This window comes from Ruegeria sp. BA2, from assembly GCF_056539605.1.
The window spans coordinates 406,214-428,996 of record NZ_JBQFVE010000001.1 but is presented as its reverse complement, the minus strand read 5'-3'; the positions used below and the strand labels follow the sequence as shown (position 1 = coordinate 428,996).

The following is a 22,783-nucleotide window of genomic DNA, read 5'->3' as shown; positions in this document are numbered from 1 at the left end:
ATCAGGCGTTCGCTTCGCGAATTTTGTCAGCTGCGTCTTTATCGTAGCTGACGCTGTTTTGATCAAACAGAGTGTCCAGTTCGCCTGAAAGGGTCATCTCGGTGATGATATCGCAGCCACCAACGAACTCACCTTTAACAAAAAGCTGAGGCACGGTCGGCCAGTCTGAATAATCCTTGATGCCCTGACGGACGGCTTCGTCGGCGAGAACATTCACGTCGGTATAGTCGACACCCATGTAATTCAGCACACCGGCCACGCGGGACGAAAACCCGCACTGCGGCATCTCTTTTGTGCCTTTCATATACAGCACCACGTCATTGGCTTTGACGGTTTCGTCGATCTGGGTCTTCACGTCGGTCATTTCGCGTTTCCTTGTGGTTGACGCCTAATTGCGCCCGTTCATCTGTTCTAGTCGTTCATTCTCGGCCTGGATCTTGTTCACCAAATCGATGTCAGTTGCTTCCATTCCCAAAGGTGGTTTTCCATCAGATCTAGGAACGCGCCATTTCACAATCGCCGAGAGTAAATCCCAGAAGTTTTGGATCATTCCGGCACTTTGGTGGTCAGTGCTAGCGCGTGCAGTTCTCCATCCGGGCCATCCATCTTGCCTTTCAACGCCGCATAAACCGCGCGCTGTTGTTGAACGCGGTTCTTGCCGCGAAAGCTTTCGTCCACGACCATGGCGGACATATGTACGCCATCGCTGCCACCAACCTGGATTTCCGCGTTGGGAAAGCTCTCACGCAGCAGTGTTTCAATCTCGTGGGCGCTCATCGGCATGTAGGTTTACTCCTGAAGGTCTTTTCCAAGATGTAGAGCGATGAGACGGGGCGTGCAAGATGGGGCGGGTGCCGTTCGATGACAATTCCTGCGCGTGGGCTCACACAGGAATTCCCATTGATTGCGACCTATCGGGTGTCGATCAGGCGACGGCTTCGGCGAAACTGCTGCGGAAGGTGTCCGACAATTCGGTAAGTGCGGCTTCGGAGCTGCCGATTTTTACGGCATCCCCGGTGAAGCGCCCGACTGAAACCAGCGGAACACCGGCTTGACCGGCTGCTATCATCAACGCTTCGGCCTGATCAAAGTTGCAAGCCACCAGATAACGGGCCTGATCTTCACCGAACAGGAACTCGGTCGAGGCGTCGTCGAGGCAAATGCCCACACCTGCGGCTTCGGCCAGTTCGAACGCGGCCAGGGCCAAGCCGCCGTCGCCCAGATCGGTGCAGGCTTTGATCATCTCGCGATTGGTTCGAATGAACTCACCGTTGCGTTGTTCAGCGTCCAGATCGACATAGGGCGAATCGCCGTCTTCGCGGTTGAAGACTTCGGCCAGAAGGGCGGATTGCCCAAGATGACCCTGGGTTTCACCGATAACCAGCGCAACATGACCCTCACGCACTTCGTTGCCGATGATGTCATCGGCATGTTGCAGCAAACCGACGGCGCCGATGGTGGGGGTCGGCAGGATCGCTTGGCCATCCGTCTCATTGTACAGCGATACGTTGCCTGAAACGATGGGCATATCCAGTGCACCAACTGCCGCGCCAATGCCTTGGATCGCGCCTACAAACTGCCCCATGATCTCGGGTTTTTCGGGATTGCCGAAATTCAGGTTGTCAGTTGTGGCGAGCGGCTTGGCGCCTACGGCGGTGAGGTTGCGATAAGCCTCGGCAACCGCCTGCTTGCCGCCCTCAACAGGGTTCGCGCGAACATAGCGCGGGGTTACGTCGCTGGTAAACGCGAGCACCTTGTCGGTGCCATGCACGCGCACCATCCCTGCACCCAGTCCCGGGGTGCGGGCGCTGTCGGCCATGACCATTGTGTCATATTGCTCGTATACCCATTGCTTACCCGCGTAGTTCGGCGAGGAGAGCAGGGCGCGCAGGCCGTCAATCGGATCGATTTGCGGGACGTCCGTCAGTGCTTCCGCCTCGGGTGTCGGTTCCCATGGGCGATCATATTCAGGCGCGGTTGAGGACAGTTTCGACAGGACGAGGTCAGCTTTGACCTCACCATTATGCATGATCAGGAAACGGTCTTCTTCGATCGTTTCCCCGACAATGGCAAAGTCCAGATCCCATTTTTCGAACACGGCACGGGCTTCGGCTTCAAGCTCGGGCTTGAGGACCATCAACATCCGCTCTTGAGATTCGGACAGCATCATCTCGTATGCCGTCATGTTCTCTTCGCGCTGCGGCACGTTTTCCAGATCAAGGCGCACACCAAGCCCGCCCTTGTCTCCCATCTCTACCGCCGAGCAGGTCAAACCCGCAGCGCCCATATCCTGTATCGAGATCACAGCGCCGGTCTGCATCAGCTCCAGCGTCGCTTCCATCAGGCGTTTTTCGGTGAAGGGGTCACCGACTTGAACGGTGGGGCGTTTTTCTTCGATCGTATCGTCAAACTCGGCCGAGGCCATGGTTGCGCCGCCCACGCCATCGCGTCCGGTTTTTGCGCCAAGATACACAACGGGCATACCGACCCCCGATGCGGCCGAGTAGAAAATTTTGTCACTGTCGGCCAGACCAGCCGCGAAAGCGTTTACGAGGCAGTTGCCATTGTAAGCGGGGTGAAAGCGAACTTCTCCGCCAACGCAGGGCACGCCAAAGCAATTGCCATAGCCGCCGATGCCTTCAACCACGCCATTGACCAACTGACGGGTCTTGTGGTGGCCAGGCTCACCAAAGGACAATGCGTTCATCGAAGCGATAGGGCGCGCGCCCATGGTGAAGACATCGCGCAGGATACCTCCAACGCCGGTCGCGGCACCTTGATAAGGTTCGATGTAAGACGGGTGATTGTGGCTTTCCATCTTGAACACCACAGCCTGACCGTCACCGATATCGACCACGCCTGCATTCTCACCGGGGCCACAGATCACCTGAGGGCCCGAGGTTGGCAACGTGCGCAACCATTTTTTCGACGACTTGTACGAGCAATGTTCGTTCCACATGGCCGAAAAGATGCCCAGCTCGGTAAAGGTCGGTTCACGCCCGATGATCTCGAGGATCATGTCGTATTCCTCGGGCTTGAGCCCGTGTGCGGCAATCAGATCGGGTGTGATGGCGGGCTCTTGCATCTTCTGTCCTGTGTCCAAGTGGGCCGAGATTGCGCGCCTTTTAGGGCAAGGGCGCGCCGGTGGGAAGGGTCAAGTGAGCGAAGGGAGCCAACTGTAAAGAAAATGCGGAACCGACAACGAGGCCGGTTCCGCACTTTAATCATCGATTATTGGCTCCGCCCTGGTGATCCGAAGGCCGAGCCAACTGCTTTAAGCTGGGGCCTGACCTTTGTTGATCGAGTCCGCAGCGGCGGCACCAACCGCTGCCTTTTGCTCTTCCGTCAGGTTCTCAGCCTCGTCCAGACCCGGAATTGCGACGCGCACCTCGCGGCGTGCGAAGTCGATGCCATTGGCGTTGAACTCGGCTTTCACGCGGTTGAAGATTTCCTTTCGCAGCGTGAATTGCTTGCCGGGTTTGGCCATGAACTTGCCTCGGATGATCATGCCGACATCGTCAAAGTCAAATACGCCTTGTGATTTGAACGGCTGCAGGAAGCCATCTTTGTGAACTTCGTCCTGCATCATCTCGGCACCGATCTTTTTGAAGATCTTCTTGACCTTATTTGGATCGGTATCGAACGGCACGGTGAATTTCAGCTTCATGATCACCCAATCGCGGCTGAAATTGGTCAGCTTCTGGATTTCGCCATAAGGAATTGTATGTACCGGACCACGGTGGTGGCGCAGCTGCATCGAACGGATTGAGATCTTTTCGACCGTACCCATCGTGCCCCCGACATCGACATATTCGCCAACGCGGAAAGCGTCATCGATCAGGAAGAAGATGCCGCCGACGATATCAGCCACCAGTTTCTGTGCGCCAAAACCGATCGCCAGACCCAGAACACCTGCACCGGCCAGAAGCGGGGTGATGTTGATCCCCAACGCGCTCAACGCGAGTAAGCCGAATATGACTGAGATGGTCACCTGCGCGGTGATCCGCAACAGAGGCAGAACAGTTGCTAGACGCGATCCTCCTGCGCCGCCGCCTTCACCGCCGGCCTCTTCATCCAGTTCTTCGGCTGCTGTCTGCTCTTTCGCCAATCGGCGATTGATCCAGAGCGAGACGACCTCGTTCAAGATGTAGCCAATGGCGATGATCAGCAGGAACTGGATAACTGCTCCGCCCACTTCGGTGCCAATACCCGCAGATGCGACATTGCGCAGATCAAGTTGCCAGGCGCGCGAGATCATGAAGACAACGACAAGACCCGCAATAACCCGGCCAATCCGGATATAGCTGCGCTTGGCCGAACGATAGGCGCGTTCAGCCAGCGGACCTTCACCCGACATTGGTGGTTGGAGATGGCGTACAAGGCCACGGATCAACGTATCGAGTGCTGGTGCGATCAAAAGCCAGAACATCGTGCTGAAATGCGCGCCGGTTCCGATCACCCGCATGATCGCCGGGTTCCGCTGTGCCACCAGGAATTCAACAAGAAACCAGATCACCACAGAAACGCCGATGGCGAAATAGGGGTAATACTGAGCGACCTCTTCGTCGAATTTGGTGTGATCGGGGTCGGTGCCCAGCATCATTTGCGACAGCCCTTCGCGCGCGGTCCACGCGATGATGCCGATATAGATGTGTATTGCAGCATTCAGCCAGAAGCCGATGCGTGTGTCGGCACCTGTAATCCCGTTGAGCGCGTTAAAGCGGACAACAAACAACGTAAGACCGATCAGGATCAGCAAGCCGATCAGATTTCGGTGGAGGTATTTGGCCCAGTGATCGTCGATATTCACCAATCGGAATTGCGGTTTCTGCGGTGCAAGGACAAAGCGCGACACTGCCGCGCCAAGACGCGGAATCCAGATCAGGAAAAACACGAAAGGGGCCGCAAATGTTATTTGCTCGGGCGTCAGCAATGCGCGGCCAACGGCCCTGATTACGACATAGAACACGATAAGCCCGGCAATTTCGCGACTGAAGCGCCGGAAAAGATATTGAACAGCGCCCCAGAGGTCCGCTTCCTCGCCGACTTCGGTTGTTTTTGACCAACGACGGGTCAGAAGGCCGAAGAGCTTTTCCGCAACATAACCAACGATCAGTACAGAAATCACCAAACCGATTAGCGCGAGGACACCGGTCTCACTGAATTTGTTCGCGAAGTTGCTGAACGCTTCGATCTGCGCACTGATTATGTTTGGGACCGTCGTCAGGACTTGTGTCCAGGACGCAACCATCTCCGCCCAGATTTCGTTGATTTCAGTCAGGGGGTCTTCGTGACCTTCTTTTTCGGCTGCGTGCTTTTCCGCAACGGCATCAAGTCGTTCAAGTAAGATCGCCCGAACCTGATCGTCGGACATACGCGCGACCAGATCATCAACCTGTTCAGGTGTCAGATCTTCGGGGATATCGACTGTGGAAGTTGAACCTGTGCTTTGCGCATGAAGCGGGACCGCCAGAAACAAGACAGAAACCATCGCCAACAATAGGCGGAATGAGTGGAACATGAATTAGCCCTCGAACACGATTTTAAGTGTTTTTTCGGGATCATAGGCTTGTGCATTCAAATTTCCCAGTGCTTTCCTGAGAATTGCTGTGCGTCAGCCAAAAAAAAGGCCGAGCACTAAGCTCGGCCATAGTCCAACAGGGAGGTATGAAGATGATGAGCGTTTCAGCATCACCGCCTTCGATTGCTCATTTAGGGATCAGTTTGTGAACGATCAAGGTTTAACAGGGTTTGAGATCGTCATGCCCGCTATGCTCTGAGTGCATGGCTAGAGCTTACCCAATTGCCTCAACTGCTTGCGATGGGCGATGATCTCATCCTGAACGAAATCCCGAAACGCAGCTATCCGCTTGGAATGACGTAATTCTTCCGGGTAGGCGAGGTACACCGGAACATCGGCGCTTTCGATATCTGACATGACGGGAACCAGATCCGGAAAGTCCTCTGTCACATAATCTGGCAGAACTCCGATCCCCAGATCGTGAAGCACGCCTTGAAGAACGCCGAAATAGTTATTCACCGTTAGCAACGAACCTGGATTGTAGGTCATCAGATGCCGCACCATAGATGCACTTGCACCAACTTGAGGGGCCGAAGGTGTTTGGCAGATCAATCTGTGCTTGGAGATATCTTCCAAAGATTCAGGCGCACCACCATGGGTATCGAGATAGGTTCGCGTCGCATAGAGCAGCATTTGAACCGTCATCAAGCGTTTGCGCACCAGGTCTGCCTGGCTGGGCTCTTTCATTCGGATCGCAACATCTGCCTCTCGCATGGGGAGGTCCAGAACCCGCTCTTCTAGCATCAGGTCGATATTGAGGTCAGGATACTGTTCATAAAGCTTGGGCAGGCGCGGTGCGAGCCAGAGTGTGCCAAAGCCAAAGGTCGTGGTCACCCTAAGGACGCCAAAGACCTCATCTTCGCTATCTCGAATACGGGCGGCTGCGGCGTCTAGGCGTTTTGACATGGCTGACGTCGCATCGAACAGCAATTCTCCCTGTTCGGTGAGAATCAGCCCGCGTGCATGGCGGTGAAAAAGGGTCGCATCCAGCGATTCTTCGAGCGCGCGGATTTGGCGGCTCACTGCAGATTGAGACAAATTGAGTTTGTCCCCCGCATGTGTGAGGCTGCCCGCATCCGCAACCGCGTGAAATATTCTGAGCTTGTCCCAATCCATCGCCGCAACTTTCGTTATCCTCGGGCAGCCCTATATGAAACACGTAACAAATTCCACAAACAAACCGGGAAATCGTTACGATAAAGGCGAAAATTGCTATACAGGTCAGCATTTGTGACCTAAAATGAACACAAATGCAGCACACTAATCCGACGAGGGGAGACGTCAGATGAGTCAGCCGAAAATCACTCTGAACGATCGGTTCGATCTAACCAAGAGTCCGGTCCTGTTGAACGGAACGCAGGCCTTGGTGCGATTGATGTTGATGCAGAAGGAACGCGACCGCGCGGCAGGGTTGAATACCGCTGGTTTGGTGACGGGCTATCGCGGCTCGCCCCTTGGGGCCGTTGACCAGCAGATGTCGCGTGCCGAAAAGCAGTTGGCTGAAAGCGATGTGACATTTCAGTTCGGATTGAACGAAGATCTCGCAGCGACTGCGCTCTGGGGTAGCCAGCAGGCCGGGCTGCGCGGGGACGGCAAGTTCGATGGTGTGTTTGGTCTCTGGTACGGCAAAGGCCCCGGAGTGGACCGGTCAGGCGATGTGATGCGCCATGCCAACATGGCGGGCACTGCACAACATGGCGGTGTGCTGATGGCCATGGGGGATGACCATACAGGCGAAAGCTCAACCGTGCTGCATCAGTCGGAATGGTCTCTGGTCGATATGTATATGCCCGTCGTCAGCCCGGCTGGCGTGCAGGAGATACTGGACTATGGTGTATACGGCTTTGCCCTCAGCCGCTTCGCCGGGGTTTGGGTCGGATTGAAAACGATGAAAGACACGATCGAGGTCACCTCGGTTGTGGATGGTGATCCGAACCGGATGATGGTGACGGTACCGCCGTTCGATATGCCTGAAGGTGGGTTAAACATAAGGCTGGGCGATACGCCACACCTGCAAGAAGCGCGTGTGATCGACTATAAACGCTTTGCGGCCGAGACCTTTTCCCACGCCAATAAATTAGACAAACGTGTTTGGGGCAAACCGGGCGCCAAGATCGGCTTTGTCGCTGCGGGTAAAAACTGGCTTGATCTAACGCATGCTATGTCGTTGCTGAACATCAACGCGGATGAGGCCGAGCGACTGGGCATCACCACATACAAAATTGGCCAGACATTTCCTTTGGATATGAAAGGGTTCCACGATTGGGCGGAAGGGCTCGACCTGATCGTGATCGTCGAGGAAAAACGCAAGCTGATCGAGGTGCAGGTCAAAGAGGCGATCTTTGATGACCGTCGCGGCCGTCGCGTTTACGGTTGGTACAAGGGCGGAGCAGGGACTTTGCACCGCGAAGAGCTGTTCCCGACCCGAGGCGCGCTTGATCCGATCATGATCGCCGAGAAACTAGGCGAGATCCTGATAGAAGAGGGTCGCGATACAGATGGTGTTCGCGCGGGTCTCGAGGCGCTATCCGACGCGCGCCGTGCGGATAACGCTCAGGAAATAGCGGCACGGTTGCCCTATTTCTGTTCTGGTTGCCCGCATAATAGCTCGACCAAGCTGCCCGATGGCAGCCGAGCCTATGCGGGTATTGGCTGCCACTACATGGTTCAGTGGATGGATCGCGAGACGACCGGCTTTACCCAGATGGGCGGAGAGGGGGCGAACTGGATTGGAGAGGCTCCGTTTTCAACCACCAACCATGTGTTCCAGAACCTAGGCGACGGCACATATAACCACTCGGGCGTTCAGGCGATCCGGGCTGCGTTGGCGGCGGGTACAAACATAACCTTCAAGATTCTCTATAACGACGCCGTTGCGATGACCGGTGGGCAGGAAAACGAAGGCGGGCTGAGTGCCGAGCGCATCGTGGCCGAGGTTCGCGCGATGGGCGTCAGCAACGTGGCCGTTGTTTACGACGATAAGGAAGATGTGAATTTCGGCGCTTTGCCTACGGGTGTCGAGACCTTTGAACGTTCCAAATTGATGCAGGTTCAAGAGAAATTCCGTGAAATCGAAGGTGTATCGGTCATTGTTTATATCCAGACCTGTGCCGCCGAGAAACGCAGACGGCGCAAGCGGGGCACATTTCCGGACCCAGATAAGCGGGTGTTCATTAACACAGATATCTGTGAGGGCTGCGGAGATTGTGGCGTGCAGTCGAACTGCGTCTCGATCGTGCCAAAAGAAACGGAGCTTGGTCGCAAACGTGCGATTGACCAGTCCAGCTGCAACAAGGATTTCTCGTGCCTGAACGGGTTTTGTCCTTCGTTCGTCACAGTTGAGGGCGCGAAGCCACGCAAGGAAGCAACCACCGATATCGATCTTCCTGACCTGCCAGACCCTGTTCTGCCGCAGATCGACGGCACTCATAACGTGGTGATCACTGGTGTTGGCGGCACCGGAGTCGTGACCATCGGCGCTGTTCTGGCGCAAGCGGCTCAGATTGACGGCAAGGGTGCAGGCATGATGGAGATGGCTGGCCTCGCCCAAAAAGGCGGCGCGGTGCATATCCATTGCCGTCTGGCCAACCGGCCCGAAGACATCAGCGCGATCCGCGTTGCGACTGGTGAGGCGCATGCCCTGATCGGTGGTGATCTGGTGGTTTCGGCGGGGGCAAAGACTCTGGGTCTTACGCAGACCGGCCGGACCGGAGCGGTGGTGAACAATCATGAAATCATCACCGGGGATTTCACACGTGATACCGAATTCACGATCCCGAGCGATCAGTTGCAGCTTGCGTTGCAAGCGCGACTGAAGGAGGGCGTCGCGTTGTTTGATGCCACCGATCTGGCGCGCGCTGTGCTGGGAGATTCGATCTATTCCAATATGATGGTCTTTGGCGCGGCTTGGCAGCGCGGGTTGCTGCCGCTCAGCCATCAATCGATCATGCAGGCTATTGAATTGAATGGCGCTGCAATCGAACGCAACAAGCGCGCGTTTGAAGTTGGTCGTTGGGCGGTGACCCATCCTGAAGAGGTTTTGAAAATCTTGAGCCCGAATGTGTCTGAGCTGCCAAAAACGCTCGATCAGATGATCGACTTCCGCGCTGCACATTTGACCGACTATCAGAGCAAGCGATTGGCGAAGCGCTATCGTAAGCTTGTCGAAATCACCGAGGATCAAACGGTCCGAGAAGCGATGGCCAAGGGCTACCATAAGCTCTTGTCGTACAAGGACGAATACGAAGTTGCGCGATTGCTCCTCGACAGCCGTCAGAAGGCTGAGGCCGAGTTCGATGGTGACTTCAAGATGACCTTCCACCTTGCACCGCCGACCTTGGGGACCAAGGGCGAGAATGGTCGTCCGCCCAAGAAAGCCTTTGGCGAATGGTTCCTGGGACCCTTGAAGGTGCTTGCGAAGCTGAAAGGCCTGCGCGGGACGCCTCTGGACGTCTTTGGGTATACGTCTGAGCGCAAGATGGAGCGTGCTTTGATCCGTCAGTATGAAAAGGACATGAAAGAAGTTCTGCCCATGCTAACGACCGAAACGCGCGATGCGATTGTTGCACTTGCGGCTCTGCCTCTGGATATTCGTGGGTTTGGCCCGGTTCTGGTGGCGAATGAGGCCAAGGCTGCGAAGCGACGAGAGGAGTTGCTGGCTGTCATCCGTGCAGGTGGGCCTCAAATGAAGGCTGCAGCAGAATAAAGCTTAACAAGCCTGTCATCAAATCTATGCAAAATGGTTACCCGGCCTTATCTATGCGCCAGCAAATCGGAGTAACCTATGCCTTCGCGCCATCACGTCGCCCGTGACATATCTTACGCTCATTCCGCGGAAACGCGGAGCGGGCGTATGGTGATCAAGCTGATGGAGAATACCACTGGTCGCATGCGGCTAATCCGCCGTGCTGACGGGTACGAGCAAGAGGTCGCGCAAGGGCGCGATTTCTGGTCGGTGATGGTTGATCGCTATGGGTTGACGTTGGATGTGGTCGGCGGGGCTTTGTCGAATATCCCCGAAGACGGGCCGCTGGTTCTCATTGCGAACCACCCATACGGCATTCTGGATGGTTTGATGATGGGTCATATTCTGTCCCAGACGCGCAGAGACTTTCGCATTCTCGCCAATCATGTCTTTCGCAAAGCCGAGGATTTGAACCGCATCGTTCTGCCAATTTCATTCGATGCCACCAAAGAGGCGATGAAGCTGAATCTTGAGACCCGGAAGGCTGCTCTGAATTATCTGAGCGATGGTGGGGCAATAGGAATTTTTCCCGGTGGCACCGTCAGCACAGCTGTGAAGCCTTTTTCCTTCCCGATGGACCCGGGCTGGCGTGGATTTACCGCTCGAATGGTCGCGAAATCGAATGCAACCGTCGTGCCCGTTTTCTTTGACGGACACACCTCGCGGCTGTTCCAGATCGCAAGCCATCTGCACAACACTCTGCGAATGGGGCTTCTAATAAAAGAGTTCAAAAAACGCGTCGATACACCAGTGCGCATTGTAGTTGGAGACCCTATCGGGCGCGACATTCTTGACCCACTGGGCAAGGATACGCGCAAGATGATGGATTTCCTGCGCAAAGCCACGTATGAGCTGTCTCCAGAGCCGCTAGAGTCGTATGACTATGGCTATGAATTCGAGGAACGGCATCGCGCCTGAAGGGGCAAATGGCAGTAGGCATCTTTGATTCCGGATTGGGCGGTCTTACCGTTCTGAACGCCGCGCAGAAACGTCTGCCCGACGTCGATTTCCTTTATTTCGCGGACAGTTCGCATGCGCCCTATGGCGTGCGGGATGCCGAAGATATCTATAACCTTACACGAACAGCTGTGCAGGACCTGTGGGATCGCGGCTGCAATCTGGTGATCTTGGCGTGCAATACCGCCAGTGCCGCAGCCCTGCGTCGGATGCAAGAAGCCGGTGTTCCCGAAGGCAAACGGGTTCTTGGTGTATTTGTACCTCTGATCGAGGCGCTGACAGAACGGCAATGGGGCGATAACTCGCCACCGCGCGAGGTTGAAGTGCAGCATGTCGCGCTGTTTGCGACACCTGCGACCGTGTCCAGCCGTGCATTTCAACGTGAGCTTGCATTCCGGGCGATCGGCGTCGATGTCGAGGCGCAGGCTTGCGGCGGCGTTGTTGATGCCATCGAAGACGGAGACATGATTCTGGCTGAAGCTTTGGTGCGCAGCCATGTCGACGCCCTGAAGCGCAAGATGCCGGAACCGCAGGCGGCCATACTGGGCTGCACCCATTATCCGTTGATGGCTGAAACATTCCAGCAGGCGCTTGGGCCGGGCGTGAAGGTCTATAGTCAGGGCGACTTGGTTGCGGAAAGCCTGGCGGATTACCTGCAACGTCACCCGAACATGATGGGCGAGGGCGAGGCCGGATTCCTGACCACGGGCAAGCCTGGCGTGGTGACGGATCGCGCGACTCAGTTCCTCCGACGACAAATCACCTTTGAAGCCGCCTGACCTAGGTCAAGGACGGCGCTTTTCCAATCTCGTAATTCGTTGACCGTCACAGTGGCGGTCACCCATGTGACACATGAATGAAAGAGGTCTGACATGACCCACAAAATCGCGATCCTAGGTGCATCTGGTTATACCGGAGCTGAGCTTGTTCGGCTGATCGCCGGGCATCCGAATATGGAAATCAAAGCACTGGCCGCCGAGCGCAAGGCCGGGCAGACCATGGCGCAAGTATTCCCGCATCTGCGCCATTTGGATTTGCCGGTGCTGTGCAAGATTTCCGAGATCGACTTTAGCCAGATTGATTTGTGTTTTTGCGCGCTGCCGCATAAGACCAGTCAGGAAGTCATCCGTGAGTTGCCAAGCACATTGAAAATCGTCGACCTTTCGGCAGATTTTCGGCTGCGCGATGGTGACGAGTACCAGAAGTGGTACGGCAATCCGCATGCGGCACTTGGACATCAGGAAGAGGCCGTCTATGGCCTGACCGAATTCTACCGGGATGAAATCCGGGCCGCACGGCTGGTTGCTGGAACGGGCTGTAACGCCGCAACCGGGCAATATGTGCTACGGCCGTTGATTTCAGCCGGTGTCATCGATCTGGATGATATCATTCTGGACCTGAAATGTGCTGTTTCAGGCGCGGGTCGGGCGCTGAAGGAAAATCTGCTGCACGCAGAGCTAAGTGAAGGTGCGAATGCCTATGCGGTGGGGGGAACTCACCGGCATTTGGGCGAGTTCGATCAGGAGTTCTCGGAAATCGCAGGCCGCACCGTGCACGTGCAATTCACGCCGCACCTGATCCCCGCGAACCGGGGCATTCTGGCCACCACTTACGTGAAAGGCGATCCGCAAAGTGTCTATGAGACGCTTCAGTCGGTCTATTTAGCCGAGCCCTTCATCGAGGTGTTGCCCTTTGGCGAGACCCCTTCGACCCATCATGTACGTGGGTCGAACTTCTGCCACATCGGCGTGGTCGGTGACCGGATCGAACGTCGCGCAATTGTTGTGGCAGCATTGGATAACCTGACAAAAGGTAGCAGTGGGCAAGCCTTGCAGAACGCGAATCTGATGTTAGGTGAGGACGAAACCCAAGGCCTGATGATGGCCCCATTATTCCCGTGAGGACGGTATGAAAACGCTTAAGAAACGTCGTCGAGTTCAGATCATTGTGCTAGCCGCAGTAGCGTTGGCCTTATCCACGGCGTTGATTGGGGTTGCCATGAAGGATGGCATCAATTTCTTCCGTTCACCGAGTCAGGTGATCGCTGAACCACCCAATCCGACTGAGGTGTTCCGTATCGGCGGTTTGGTCGAAGAGGGCTCGATCATTCGCGGGCAGGGTGAAACCGTGCACTTTGTCGTAACCGATGGTGGCGAAAGCGTTAAGGTTGCGTTTACTGGCGTGTTGCCTGATCTATTCTCAGAAAACCAAGGCATGGTCGGCACGGGAAGTTACATAAATGGTGTCTTTGAAGCCACTGAAATTCTGGCAAAACATGATGAAACTTACATGCCGAAAGAGGTTGTGGACGCGCTGAAAGAGCAAGGCGTTTATAAAGAAGCCAGCGATAGCTGAACGATTTCTAAATCTGGTCGATAACTAGGGCGTTGCGCGGACAGACCATGCAGCGCCCTTTGTTCTATCGCGGGATTAACATCTTTATCGGACCGTTTGCCTAACCAACGCAAAGGTGACGGTAATGCAAACGGTGAGACAGATTGCAAACGGGATTGTGGCGCGGGAAGGAGGGTTTGTGGATGACCCTGATGATCCCGGCGGGGCGACGAAATACGGGGTGACAATCCACACGATGCGCCGGTTGGGCCTTGATCTGGACCGAGATGGCCAAGTTACGCCACAAGATGTAAGCGCGCTCAGTAAGGCACAGGCGGCCGACATATTCCTGAAGCATTATTTTGAGAAACCACGCCTTGGCGTGTTGCCCGAGGCAATTCAGGCGTCTGTATTCGATATGTACGTGAATGCAGGGGCGCAAGCCGTCAAGATTCTCCAAAATCTGTTGTGTCAAATGGGGTATGAGGTTGCAGTTGATGGGGTCGTTGGCCCTCAGACGAGCCGCGCGGCACATGACGCTGCCAAACCCAAAGCCTTGGCCTTACGCGATGCCTATGGCGTGGCACGTCGGAACTATTACTTTCGCTTGGCGGATCGGCGGACCTCACTTCGCAAATACGCAAGAACCCGAACGGGCGCCAAGGGTGGATGGATCAAGCGCGCCGAAGAATTTGTCTCGCCCAAATATCATCTGAGCGCGAGTGAGTTTCAAAGAAGGGTTTCGGGATGGGCTTGATATCCGGATTATTCACGCTGTTGTTTGGCTCAGGCCGCAATGTGTTGCGCGAAACTGCCGAAGTCTTTCACGAAAACGCAGAGGGCAGCGCCGAACGCTCGACCGCCCTGCGCAGCGCGGCGATGGCGCAATTTGGAAGTGAATTCAAAACACCCGAAAAAAGTAGCTTTGATCGTTTTATGGACGGCCTGAATCGCCTACCGCGCCCAGCGTTGGCACTGGGCACTTTGGGTCTGTTCATTGCTGCAATGATCGATCCGCTGTGGTTTGCAGCGCGGATGCAGGGCATCGCACTGGTGCCGGAACCACTATGGTGGCTGCTGGGGGTCATCGTCTCGTTCTATTTTGGCGCACGCCATCAGGTTAAAGCGCAGGATTTTCAACGAGAAATCAGCGCCACGATGCTAAGGGCACCGGAGGTAATAGCCAATCTTCAGACCATCCGAGAATTGCGCGATGACAGTCCAGGGGTCGCTGATACTGGTAAGGATGCCTCCTTGGCGCAGGTGGTCATGCAACCAGAGGCAAACCCTGCTCTTGAAGATTGGCGACGTTTGCGCAACACCTAAGGCGCGACACTATGTGCGGTGAACCGGCGCGAATGTGAATGGCACTCGCCGCGGCTCCGCAGTATATACGGGCCATGATTACAGAGCTCGGCCATTTCGCACTGATCCTAGCCTTCCTGATCGCCATCGTCCAAACCGTGGTGCCACTTGTCGGGGCGGCAAAACGCTGGAACGGTTGGATGGTTTTCGCCGAACCGGCGGCCATCACACAGTTCATTTTGGCGGCATTTTCATTTGGTGCTCTGGTCTGGGCATTCACGACCTCAGACTTCTCATTGCGGATCGTGGTCGAAAACAGCCATTCGGCCAAACCGATGCTCTATAAGATCAGCGGAACCTGGGGGAACCACGAAGGTTCGATGCTGTTATGGGTTCTGATCGTGGCGATATTCGGTGCGATGGCCGCGATTTTTGGGGGCGGCTTGCCGCCGACGTTGAAGGCTCGTGTGTTGGCCGTTCAAGCCTCGATCGGGGTGGCGTTTTATGCCTTTATCCTGTTCACTTCGAACCCGTTTGATCGGCTTCCCGTGCCGCCATTTGATGGGCGAGACCTGAACCCTCTGTTGCAGGATCCCGGCTTGGCCTTCCACCCGCCGTTCCTGTATCTGGGATATGTGGGCCTGAGCATGGCGTTCAGCTTTGCTGTCGCCGCGCTGATTGAAGGGCGCGTTGACGCCGCGTGGGGGCGTTGGGTGCGGCCTTGGACATTGGCAGCTTGGGTCTTTCTGACTATTGGCATCGCGCTTGGGTCCTGGTGGGCCTACTACGAACTGGGCTGGGGGGGCTTCTGGTTCTGGGATCCGGTTGAGAATGCCAGCTTCATGCCATGGCTTCTGGCGGCTGCACTGTTGCATTCAGCGATTGTGGTGGAAAAACGCGAAGCGTTGAAGAGCTGGACCATCTTGTTGGCGATCATCGCCTTTGGCTTTTCCTTGATCGGGACGTTCATCGTTCGATCCGGTCTGTTGACATCGGTTCACGCCTTTGCAAACGACCCCGAGCGCGGTGTGTTTATCCTGTTCATTTTGATCATCTTTACCGGCGGGGCGCTGACCCTGTTCGCTGCACGCGCGCAAGCGATGGAGGCGAAGGGTGTGTTTGGAATGGTCAGCCGCGAAAGTGCGCTGGTTCTGAACAACATCCTATTGGCGGTAAGCTGTTTTGTGGTGTTCTTCGGCACGATGTGGCCAATGGTGGCCGAGATGGCGTTTGACCGAAAGCTCTCGGTCGGTGCGCCATTCTTTAACGCGGCATTTACGCCCTTCATGATCGTGCTTGGTATTGTTTTGCCCATAGGGGCCATGTTGCCGTGGAAGCGGGGTAAATTGGGCCGGGCGGCGTGGTCTTTGCGATACGCCTTTGTACTGGCGGTCGCACTGGCAATACTGATCTGGGTGATGCAAACCGGGCGCAGCGCATTGGGGCCAGTGGGCCTGTTTCTTGGCGCTTGGATCACCTTCGGCGCGATCATCGATCTTTGGGGTCGCACTGGTCGCAAAGGAAGCCTTGCGCGCCTGTTCCGCCTGCCGGGGGCAGACTGGGGGAAGGCTGTTGCGCATACCGGCCTTGGTGTCACCATGTTCGCCATCGCTGGCCTGACAGCGTGGGAGATCGAGGATATTCGGGTTGCTCAGCCGGGTCAGCCGTTCGAGGTCGGACAGTTCACTCTGACACTACAAGATGTTCGACGCGTTCAGGGCCCCAACTATTTTTCGACTATGGCCGATGTGCTGGTTGAAAAAGATGGGCGCTATGTCACGACGCTGAACCCCGAAAAACGCGACTATCCCGTGGCGCGAATGCCCACGACCGAGGCAGCGATCGATTATCGTTTCCTGCGCGATCTATACATCGTGATCGGGGATCAGCAAGCGGATGGCGGTTGGGTGATGCGAACCTATATCAAGCCTCTGGCCAACTGGATTTGGGGTGGTTGTATCCTGATGTCACTGGGGGGTGTCCTCAGCCTGACGGATCGTCGGTTCCGGGTCGCGGCCGGCGCGCGCAAAACACCTGCAAGCGGGGTTCCTGCTGAATGAAACTCCTGTTTTTGGTTCTGCTGCTGATCGCATCGCCAGTGTTGGCTGTTCAACCCGATGAGGTGCTTGATGATCCTGCGCTTGAGGCGCGCGCGCGCGACCTCAGCACCGGTTTGCGCTGCCTTGTCTGCCGGAACGAAAGCATTGACGAAAGCAATGCCGAGCTTGCGCGCGATTTGCGCATTTTGCTGCGCGAACGCCTTGTTGCAGGGGACACGGATCAGGAAGCTGTGGATTTCATTGTTGATCGATACGGCGAATACGTCCTGTTGAAACCTACTGTCACGGGCGCAAACCTGATGCTCTGGCTAGCAGGCCCAATCATGTTGCTGATCGCAACTGGTGTGGGCTGGAGCTTTTTACGTAAGCGATCACAGCATCACGATAGCGCGCCTTCTGATTCCCTGAGCAGCGAAGAACAGGAACGTCTGCGGCAAATCCTAGAAGACTGACGCGCGGTTCTGCTTTTCCTTTTTTCGCATTTGGGTCACTGTTTCGCTTAACGCTGCGCAGGTGAGGTTGTACATGGAATACGAAGCGGTCCTTCTTGATATCAAAGATGATTTGGCGATTCTGACTCTGAACCGACCAGACAAGATGAATGCGCTGACAACGCAGATGCGGGCCGAGATTACGTATGCGATGAAAGACGCTGCGCGCCATGCGCGCGCGATTGTGCTGACCGGAGCAGGGCCTGCGTTTTGTTCTGGGCAGGATCTTGGGGATGCGTCGAGCACTGGGAAGATCGACCTAGAACGCACGTTGCGGGATGAATACGAACCGATGCTTGAGGCGGTCTATGATTGCCCGGTCCCCACAATCGCGGCAGTGAATGGGCCAGCGGCTGGGGCAGGGGCCAATCTGGCGCTGTGTGCTGACGTGGTGATAGCAACTGAAAGTGCCTATTTCCTGCAAGCTTTTGCACGCATCGGTCTGTTGCCCGACGCAGGCGGCACATGGTTTATGCCGCGCCAGATGGGATTTGCCAAAGCGATGGGCGCAGCCTTGTTCGCAGACAAGATCAGCGCACGCCAGGCAGATGAATGGGGTTTGATCTGGGAGGCGGTCGCCGATGATCAGTTTGATGCACATTGGCGCAAACGCGCGGCCTATCTGGCCAATGGTCCAACTGCAGGCTTCGGGGCGATCAAGAAGGCAATTCGAGGGACTTATGATAGGACGCTGCCTCAGCAATTGGCGGCAGAGGCTCATTTGCAGGGCGAATGCGGGCGTTCGCGCGACTTTGCCGAAGGTGTCGTAGCGTTTCTGGAAAAGCGCCCCGCCAAATTCGAGGGGCGCTAAACGCTCGATCAGGCCCGGCGGCGGCGGCGGGTGCGCCGTTCGGGTACAGCCTCGTCACCGGTGCCATCCGAGGCTGAGGTGAAGGGGCCAAGCGCCGATGTGATCTGATCAAGAGTCGGGCGCGCTGAGCGCGGAATCGTGTCCAGTGCCTCACGCATTTTGCGCAAATGTGCGGGCATGGTACCGCAGCATCCGCCGATGATGGTTGCCCCCGCATCACGCGCCATCGCTGCGTATTGCCCCATCAGTTCGGGTGTACCGTCATAGTGGATATGGCCATCAACATATTTCGGAATGCCCGCGTTGCCTTTGGAGATCAGCGGTCGTTCGTTACCCTGAGCCGCGAAACCAAGCACGGTTCGCAAAATGTCCGACGCTCCGGTTCCGCAATTGGCACCGAAGGCTACGGGCGGATTGGGAAACGTTTCAACGATCATCGCCAGATCAGAAGAGGTGACACCCATCATGGTACGTCCGGCTGTGTCAAAGCTCATGGTGCCGCACCAGGGCATATCAGCCAGCGCAAAGGCCTCGGCCGCTGCACGGAACTCTTCCGGGGCGCTGATGGTTTCAAGCCACAGAACATCCGCTCCTCCGGCTTTCAGCGCGTCAGCCTGTTCGTGAAACATTTCGACAGCTTCAGCGTGGGAAAGGCTGCCGACGGGCTCCATGATTTCTCCGGTTGGGCCAACAGACCCTGCAACAACCACCGGTCTGCCCGCTTTGTCAGCCACTTCGCGACCCAGCTCTGCGCCGATGCGGTTCAGTTCGCTCACCCGATTCTGGGCATCATGCAGCTTAAGCCGTGCGGCTGTTCCGCCAAAGGTATTGGTCAGAAACAGATCACTTCCCGCATCAACCGAACCTTGATACAGCGCACGAATCTTGTCTGGCGCATCGACATTCCACAATTCTGGTGCATCACCGGACTGTAGGCCCATGTTGAACAGGTTTGTGCCTGTTGCACCATCGGCAAGAATGACATCGACAGTGTCCAGAAGGGTGCTGAGCGCATTGGTCATGGGAGTATTCCAAAACTGGGGCCATAGCCCGAAAATATGAGACGCCCCGTGTCTCACGACCGGGGCGTCAAATCAAATTCATAAAACTCATGAAGATCATGAGTTTTGCGATTTTCGTGTCAGGCGTCGGATTCTGCCATTACCTGTTCTTTGGCTTCAACCAGAAGCTCGACCATTTTCTCGCGTATTTTTGTTTCGTCCGCGAGATCGCCGAGATAGCTTTTGACTGCTTCAACAACGTCGTCTTCGTTGACATTCTGCAGATCAGTATGAACCAACTCTTGCCCGTATTTGCGCGCCTGTTCTACGGTTTCGCCTTTCAGCGCTGACGCCCAAACGGCCATGAACCGGTTGCGGCGCATCCGTGCGATGAACTGCATCTTTTCGTCATGGGCGAATTTGCTTTCAAACGCGGCTTCACGTTCGTCGAATGTGGTCATTGGTTGGGGACCCCTTGGATTGAATGTTCTTTCGTTGATGATATGACCATACGATGCCTCGGGCGCAAGGTATTTGCGCTGCGTCAAAGACCCTCGGGGCAGCGAACTTGCGGGAAAGCGGGGCTTGCACTATGAGAGCGCCAACGTGAAGGGACTCATTCCCTTTCTCCAGCCTGGAAAGGTCGCTCATGGCGCGTCGCAAGAAGATTTACGAAGGTAAAGCGAAAATTTTGTATGAAGGTCCCGAGCCGGGAACGATCGTACAGTACTTCAAGGATGACGCCACTGCGTTCAACGCCGAGAAGAAGGACGTGATCGACGGCAAAGGTGTTCTGAACAACCGTCTGAGCGAATTCTTCATGAACGGTCTGTCGCAGATCGGGGTGCCGACGCATTTTATTCGCCGCCTGAACATGCGTGAGCAGTTGGTTCGGAATTGCGAGATTATCCCACTGGAAGTGATTGTTCGCAATTACGCCGCCGGGTCGATGTCGAAGCGTCTGGGCATCGCCGAGGGCACTCAGCTGCCGCGTCCGATTGTAGAATATTGCTACAAGGATGATGCTTTGGGCGATCCGCTGGTCACGGAAGAGCATATCGCCGCCTTTGGTTGGGCCAGCCAACAGGATATGGACGATATCCTCAGCCTTGCGCTGCGCGTGAACGATTTCATGAGTGGCATAATGCTGGCGGTTGGTATTCGTCTGGTCGATTTCAAGATTGAAATCGGGCGCGTGTTCGAAGGCGATTTCCAGCGCCTGATCATCGCGGACGAGATCAGTCCAGACAGTTGCCGTCTGTGGGATATCGAAACCGGTCAGAAGCTGGACAAGGATGTATTCCGCCGCGATTTGGGCAGTCTGACGGATGCGTATTCGGAAGTCGCCAGGCGCCTCGGTGTTCTGCCCAAAAGCAACGTGACCAAGCCAACTCTGATCAACTGATCCTGCCCCCAAGGGGCAGGGTTGTCCGACAAGCTCAGGCGGGGTATCCCGCGCGCAACGAAACGGATCGGGGATCGGTCCACCAGTGGAGTTTTCGAAAATGAAGGCACGTGTGCATGTGATGCTCAAGAACGGGGTTCTGGACCCGCAGGGTGAGGCCGTGCGTCACGCATTGGGTGCGATGGGCTTTGATCAGGTCGAAGGCGTACGCCAAGGCAAAGTGATCGATCTTGAGCTGGCAGAGGGCGCGACCGAAGCGGACGTTACCCAGATGTGTGAAAAGTTGTTGGCCAACACCGTCATCGAACGCTACGAGATCGAACTGGTCTGAGTTCGATGCGGGCTGCACGTCTGATCACCTATCGTCAACCGCTTGAGGTGACGACTATTCCCGATCCGGAACCGGCTGAAGACGGCGTAGTCGTCCGGGTTCTGGCTTGTGGGGTATGCCGATCAGACTGGCACGCGTGGTCCGGCTCGGACCCGGATGTGGTCCTGCCCATGACGCCAGGCCATGAGTATTGCGGCGAAGTAGTTGCAGTTGGCAATCGGGTCAGACGCTGGCGGGTCGGGGACCGGGTGATTGCCCCATTCATCTTGGCCTGCGGCCATTGTCATGACTGTTCTCAGGGACATCAAACCGTTTGCGCCGATCAGGTGGTGCCGGGTTTCACGTGCGATGGTGCTTTTGCCGAATTCATCGCCGTGGCTCATGCTGATGCCAATCTTACGGCGCTGCCCGATACTCTGGCCCCGGAGATCGCGGCAGCACTGGGATGTCGGGTGACGACGGCTTGGCAGGCTCTGGTCAGTCGCGCTCAGGTACAGGGTGGTGAGTGGCTGGCGGTTTTCGGTGGTGGCGGTGTGGGCATCTCGACCCTGCTGCTGGGCAAGGCGCTTGGTGCGCGGGTTGTCGTTGTAGATATTGCCGATGACAAGCTGGCCTATGCCAAAAGCCTTGGGGCCGATGCCGTGATCAATGCGGCCACCTGCGATGCGCCGCAGGCCGTGCGCGACCAGACCGGCGGTGGGGCACATGTCGCGATTGAGGCGCTGGGGATCGAGGCCACGACGGTCTCTGCCATGAAATCGCTGCGCAAGCTGGGCCGGATGGTGCAAATCGGGATGCCTGCGGGTGATCACACAACGATGTCGTTGCCGATGGATGCGTTGTATTCCGGGCAGCTTTCCATCTTTGGCACGCGCGGAATGCCCAGTTGGCGCTATCCGTCGCTGCTGTCGCTGATCGCGGGAGGTGGCGTCGATCTGAGCCCGCTTGTGACGCGAAAAATCACACTGAATCAGGCAAGCTCCGAACTTGCTGCTTTTGACAATCCGACGCCTCCGGGCGTTGCCGTTATCACCGACTTTAGCTCTTAGAAGGGTCCGCCATGCGCGCAGCTGTCATCGTTTTTCCCGGTTCCAACTGTGACCGTGATCTTGCCGTTGCATTCGAGCAAGCTGGTTTCTCCGTCGATATGGTCTGGCATAAGGACGCGGCGCTGCCCGACGGCATCGATATCGTCGGTGTGCCGGGTGGGTTCTCGTACGGTGACTATCTGCGCTGCGGCGCGATTGCGGCGCAATCCCCGATTTGCAAAGCGCTTGCCGCGCATACCGAGCGGGGAGGCTATGCTGTAGGTATCTGCAACGGATTTCAGGTTCTGACAGAAACTGGAATTTTGCCCGGCGCATTGCTGCGCAATGCTGGTCTGAAATACATCTGCAGGACCGTTGGCCTGAAAGTTGAAACCAGCGATAGCGCCTTTACCGAAGGCTATAATGCCGGGGATGTGATCGATATCCCGATTGCGCATCATGATGGCAACTATTTCGCTGACGACAAGACGCTGGCAGAGTTGAAAGAACAGGATCGCATTGCCTTTACATATGCTGATAATCCCAACGGTTCGCGCGACGATATCGCTGGTATTTTGTCGCACAACCGCCGCGTGTTAGGCATGATGCCCCACCCTGAAAGGGCGGCGGATTCAGGCCACGGAGGCACTGATGGGACGGCGCTCTTCCGCGCATTGGCCGGGGTGCTAGCGCCAGCGTGACTTGAGGTCATCAGTCGGGACGCGTAGCGTCAGG

21 protein-coding genes are annotated in these 22,783 nt (G+C 56.2%); 14 read left to right on the top strand and 7 right to left on the bottom strand.

The window, feature by feature from the left end; all coding sequences use genetic code 11:
* Window position 1 precedes the first annotated feature (1 nt).
* The 5 genes from grxD to ACR0NN_RS02130 all read right to left on the bottom strand — a co-directional run bounded on the left by grxD (window position 2) and on the right by ACR0NN_RS02130 (window position 6,697).
* A complete protein-coding gene (gene grxD, locus ACR0NN_RS02150) occupies window positions 2-364 on the bottom strand; it encodes a Grx4 family monothiol glutaredoxin (protein WP_170719218.1) in 363 nt (120 codons plus the stop codon).
* Between the two features lie 182 nt (window positions 365-546).
* Entirely contained in the window at window positions 547-783 is a 237-nt protein-coding gene (locus tag ACR0NN_RS02145) for a BolA/IbaG family iron-sulfur metabolism protein (RefSeq protein WP_039530494.1), read from the bottom strand.
* Window positions 784-925: 142 nt separating this feature from the next.
* Entirely contained in the window at window positions 926-3,085 is a 2,160-nt protein-coding gene (gene purL / locus ACR0NN_RS02140) for a phosphoribosylformylglycinamidine synthase subunit PurL (protein ID WP_170719215.1), read from the bottom strand.
* 189 nt (window positions 3,086-3,274) lie between these two features.
* Window positions 3,275-5,521, bottom strand: a complete 2,247-nt coding sequence (locus tag ACR0NN_RS02135) for a mechanosensitive ion channel domain-containing protein (RefSeq protein ID WP_170719213.1) — start codon at window positions 5,519-5,521, stop codon at window positions 3,275-3,277.
* Window positions 5,522-5,788: 267 nt separating this feature from the next.
* A complete protein-coding gene (locus ACR0NN_RS02130) occupies window positions 5,789-6,697 on the bottom strand; it encodes a LysR family transcriptional regulator (RefSeq protein ID WP_170684024.1) in 909 nt (302 codons plus the stop codon).
* Between the two features lie 169 nt (window positions 6,698-6,866).
* Between ACR0NN_RS02130 and ACR0NN_RS02125 the strand changes: the two genes are divergently transcribed.
* From ACR0NN_RS02125 to ACR0NN_RS02080, 10 genes are all read left to right on the top strand, one after another.
* Complete coding sequence (locus tag ACR0NN_RS02125; protein WP_480683804.1) at window positions 6,867-10,286, top strand: indolepyruvate ferredoxin oxidoreductase family protein; 3,420 nt, start codon at window positions 6,867-6,869, stop codon at window positions 10,284-10,286.
* Window positions 10,287-10,364: 78 nt separating this feature from the next.
* On the top strand, window positions 10,365-11,243 hold the full coding sequence (locus tag ACR0NN_RS02120) for a lysophospholipid acyltransferase family protein (protein ID WP_170719209.1): 879 nt from the start codon (window positions 10,365-10,367) through the stop codon (window positions 11,241-11,243).
* 8 nt (window positions 11,244-11,251) lie between these two features.
* Window positions 11,252-12,061 carry an aspartate/glutamate racemase family protein gene (locus ACR0NN_RS02115; RefSeq protein WP_170719207.1) on the top strand — a complete coding sequence of 270 codons (810 nt, stop codon included), beginning with the start codon at window positions 11,252-11,254 and terminating at the stop codon, window positions 12,059-12,061.
* Between the two features lie 93 nt (window positions 12,062-12,154).
* The gene (gene argC, locus ACR0NN_RS02110) at window positions 12,155-13,183 is read left to right on the top strand and encodes an N-acetyl-gamma-glutamyl-phosphate reductase (protein WP_170719205.1); all 1,029 of its coding nucleotides are present in this window, start codon (window positions 12,155-12,157) and stop codon (window positions 13,181-13,183) included.
* 7 nt (window positions 13,184-13,190) lie between these two features.
* On the top strand, window positions 13,191-13,637 hold the full coding sequence (gene ccmE / locus ACR0NN_RS02105) for a cytochrome c maturation protein CcmE (RefSeq protein ID WP_170684015.1): 447 nt from the start codon (window positions 13,191-13,193) through the stop codon (window positions 13,635-13,637).
* 124 nt (window positions 13,638-13,761) lie between these two features.
* Entirely contained in the window at window positions 13,762-14,373 is a 612-nt protein-coding gene (locus tag ACR0NN_RS02100) for a holin-associated N-acetylmuramidase (protein ID WP_170719203.1), read from the top strand.
* Window positions 14,364-14,942 carry a holin family protein gene (locus ACR0NN_RS02095; protein ID WP_170719201.1) on the top strand — a complete coding sequence of 193 codons (579 nt, stop codon included), beginning with the start codon at window positions 14,364-14,366 and terminating at the stop codon, window positions 14,940-14,942. The genes ACR0NN_RS02100 and ACR0NN_RS02095 overlap by 10 nt, the downstream gene beginning before the upstream one ends.
* A gap of 74 nt (window positions 14,943-15,016) precedes the next feature.
* Window positions 15,017-16,981, top strand: a complete 1,965-nt coding sequence (locus tag ACR0NN_RS02090; protein WP_170719198.1) for a heme lyase CcmF/NrfE family subunit — start codon at window positions 15,017-15,019, stop codon at window positions 16,979-16,981.
* On the top strand, window positions 16,978-17,433 hold the full coding sequence (locus ACR0NN_RS02085; protein ID WP_170719196.1) for a cytochrome c-type biogenesis protein: 456 nt from the start codon (window positions 16,978-16,980) through the stop codon (window positions 17,431-17,433). Before ACR0NN_RS02090 ends, ACR0NN_RS02085 begins: the two co-directional genes overlap by 4 nt.
* Before the next feature lie 73 nt (window positions 17,434-17,506).
* Window positions 17,507-18,283 carry an enoyl-CoA hydratase-related protein gene (locus ACR0NN_RS02080; RefSeq protein ID WP_170684005.1) on the top strand — a complete coding sequence of 259 codons (777 nt, stop codon included), beginning with the start codon at window positions 17,507-17,509 and terminating at the stop codon, window positions 18,281-18,283.
* A gap of 8 nt (window positions 18,284-18,291) precedes the next feature.
* Here ACR0NN_RS02080 and bmt read toward each other — a convergent pair whose 3' ends face one another.
* Window positions 18,292-19,305 carry a betaine--homocysteine S-methyltransferase gene (gene bmt / locus ACR0NN_RS02075; protein WP_170684003.1) on the bottom strand — a complete coding sequence of 338 codons (1,014 nt, stop codon included), beginning with the start codon at window positions 19,303-19,305 and terminating at the stop codon, window positions 18,292-18,294.
* Window positions 19,306-19,424: 119 nt separating this feature from the next.
* A complete protein-coding gene (locus ACR0NN_RS02070; protein WP_170684001.1) occupies window positions 19,425-19,745 on the bottom strand; it encodes a DUF1476 domain-containing protein in 321 nt (106 codons plus the stop codon).
* A gap of 188 nt (window positions 19,746-19,933) precedes the next feature.
* Here ACR0NN_RS02070 and purC point away from each other — a divergent pair, with 188 nt between their 5' ends.
* The 4 genes from purC (at window position 19,934) to purQ (ending at window position 22,749) form a co-directional block, all read left to right on the top strand.
* Entirely contained in the window at window positions 19,934-20,689 is a 756-nt protein-coding gene (purC, locus tag ACR0NN_RS02065; protein ID WP_170683999.1) for a phosphoribosylaminoimidazolesuccinocarboxamide synthase, read from the top strand.
* A gap of 100 nt (window positions 20,690-20,789) precedes the next feature.
* A complete protein-coding gene (purS, locus tag ACR0NN_RS02060) occupies window positions 20,790-21,020 on the top strand; it encodes a phosphoribosylformylglycinamidine synthase subunit PurS (protein ID WP_170683997.1) in 231 nt (76 codons plus the stop codon).
* A 5-nt stretch (window positions 21,021-21,025) separates the two neighbouring features.
* Window positions 21,026-22,069, top strand: coding sequence for a zinc-dependent alcohol dehydrogenase family protein (locus tag ACR0NN_RS02055; RefSeq protein ID WP_170719193.1), 1,044 nt, complete (start codon window positions 21,026-21,028; stop codon window positions 22,067-22,069).
* Window positions 22,070-22,080: 11 nt separating this feature from the next.
* Window positions 22,081-22,749 carry a phosphoribosylformylglycinamidine synthase subunit PurQ gene (purQ, locus tag ACR0NN_RS02050; protein WP_170719191.1) on the top strand — a complete coding sequence of 223 codons (669 nt, stop codon included), beginning with the start codon at window positions 22,081-22,083 and terminating at the stop codon, window positions 22,747-22,749.
* The last annotated feature ends 34 nt before the right edge of the window (window positions 22,750-22,783 follow it).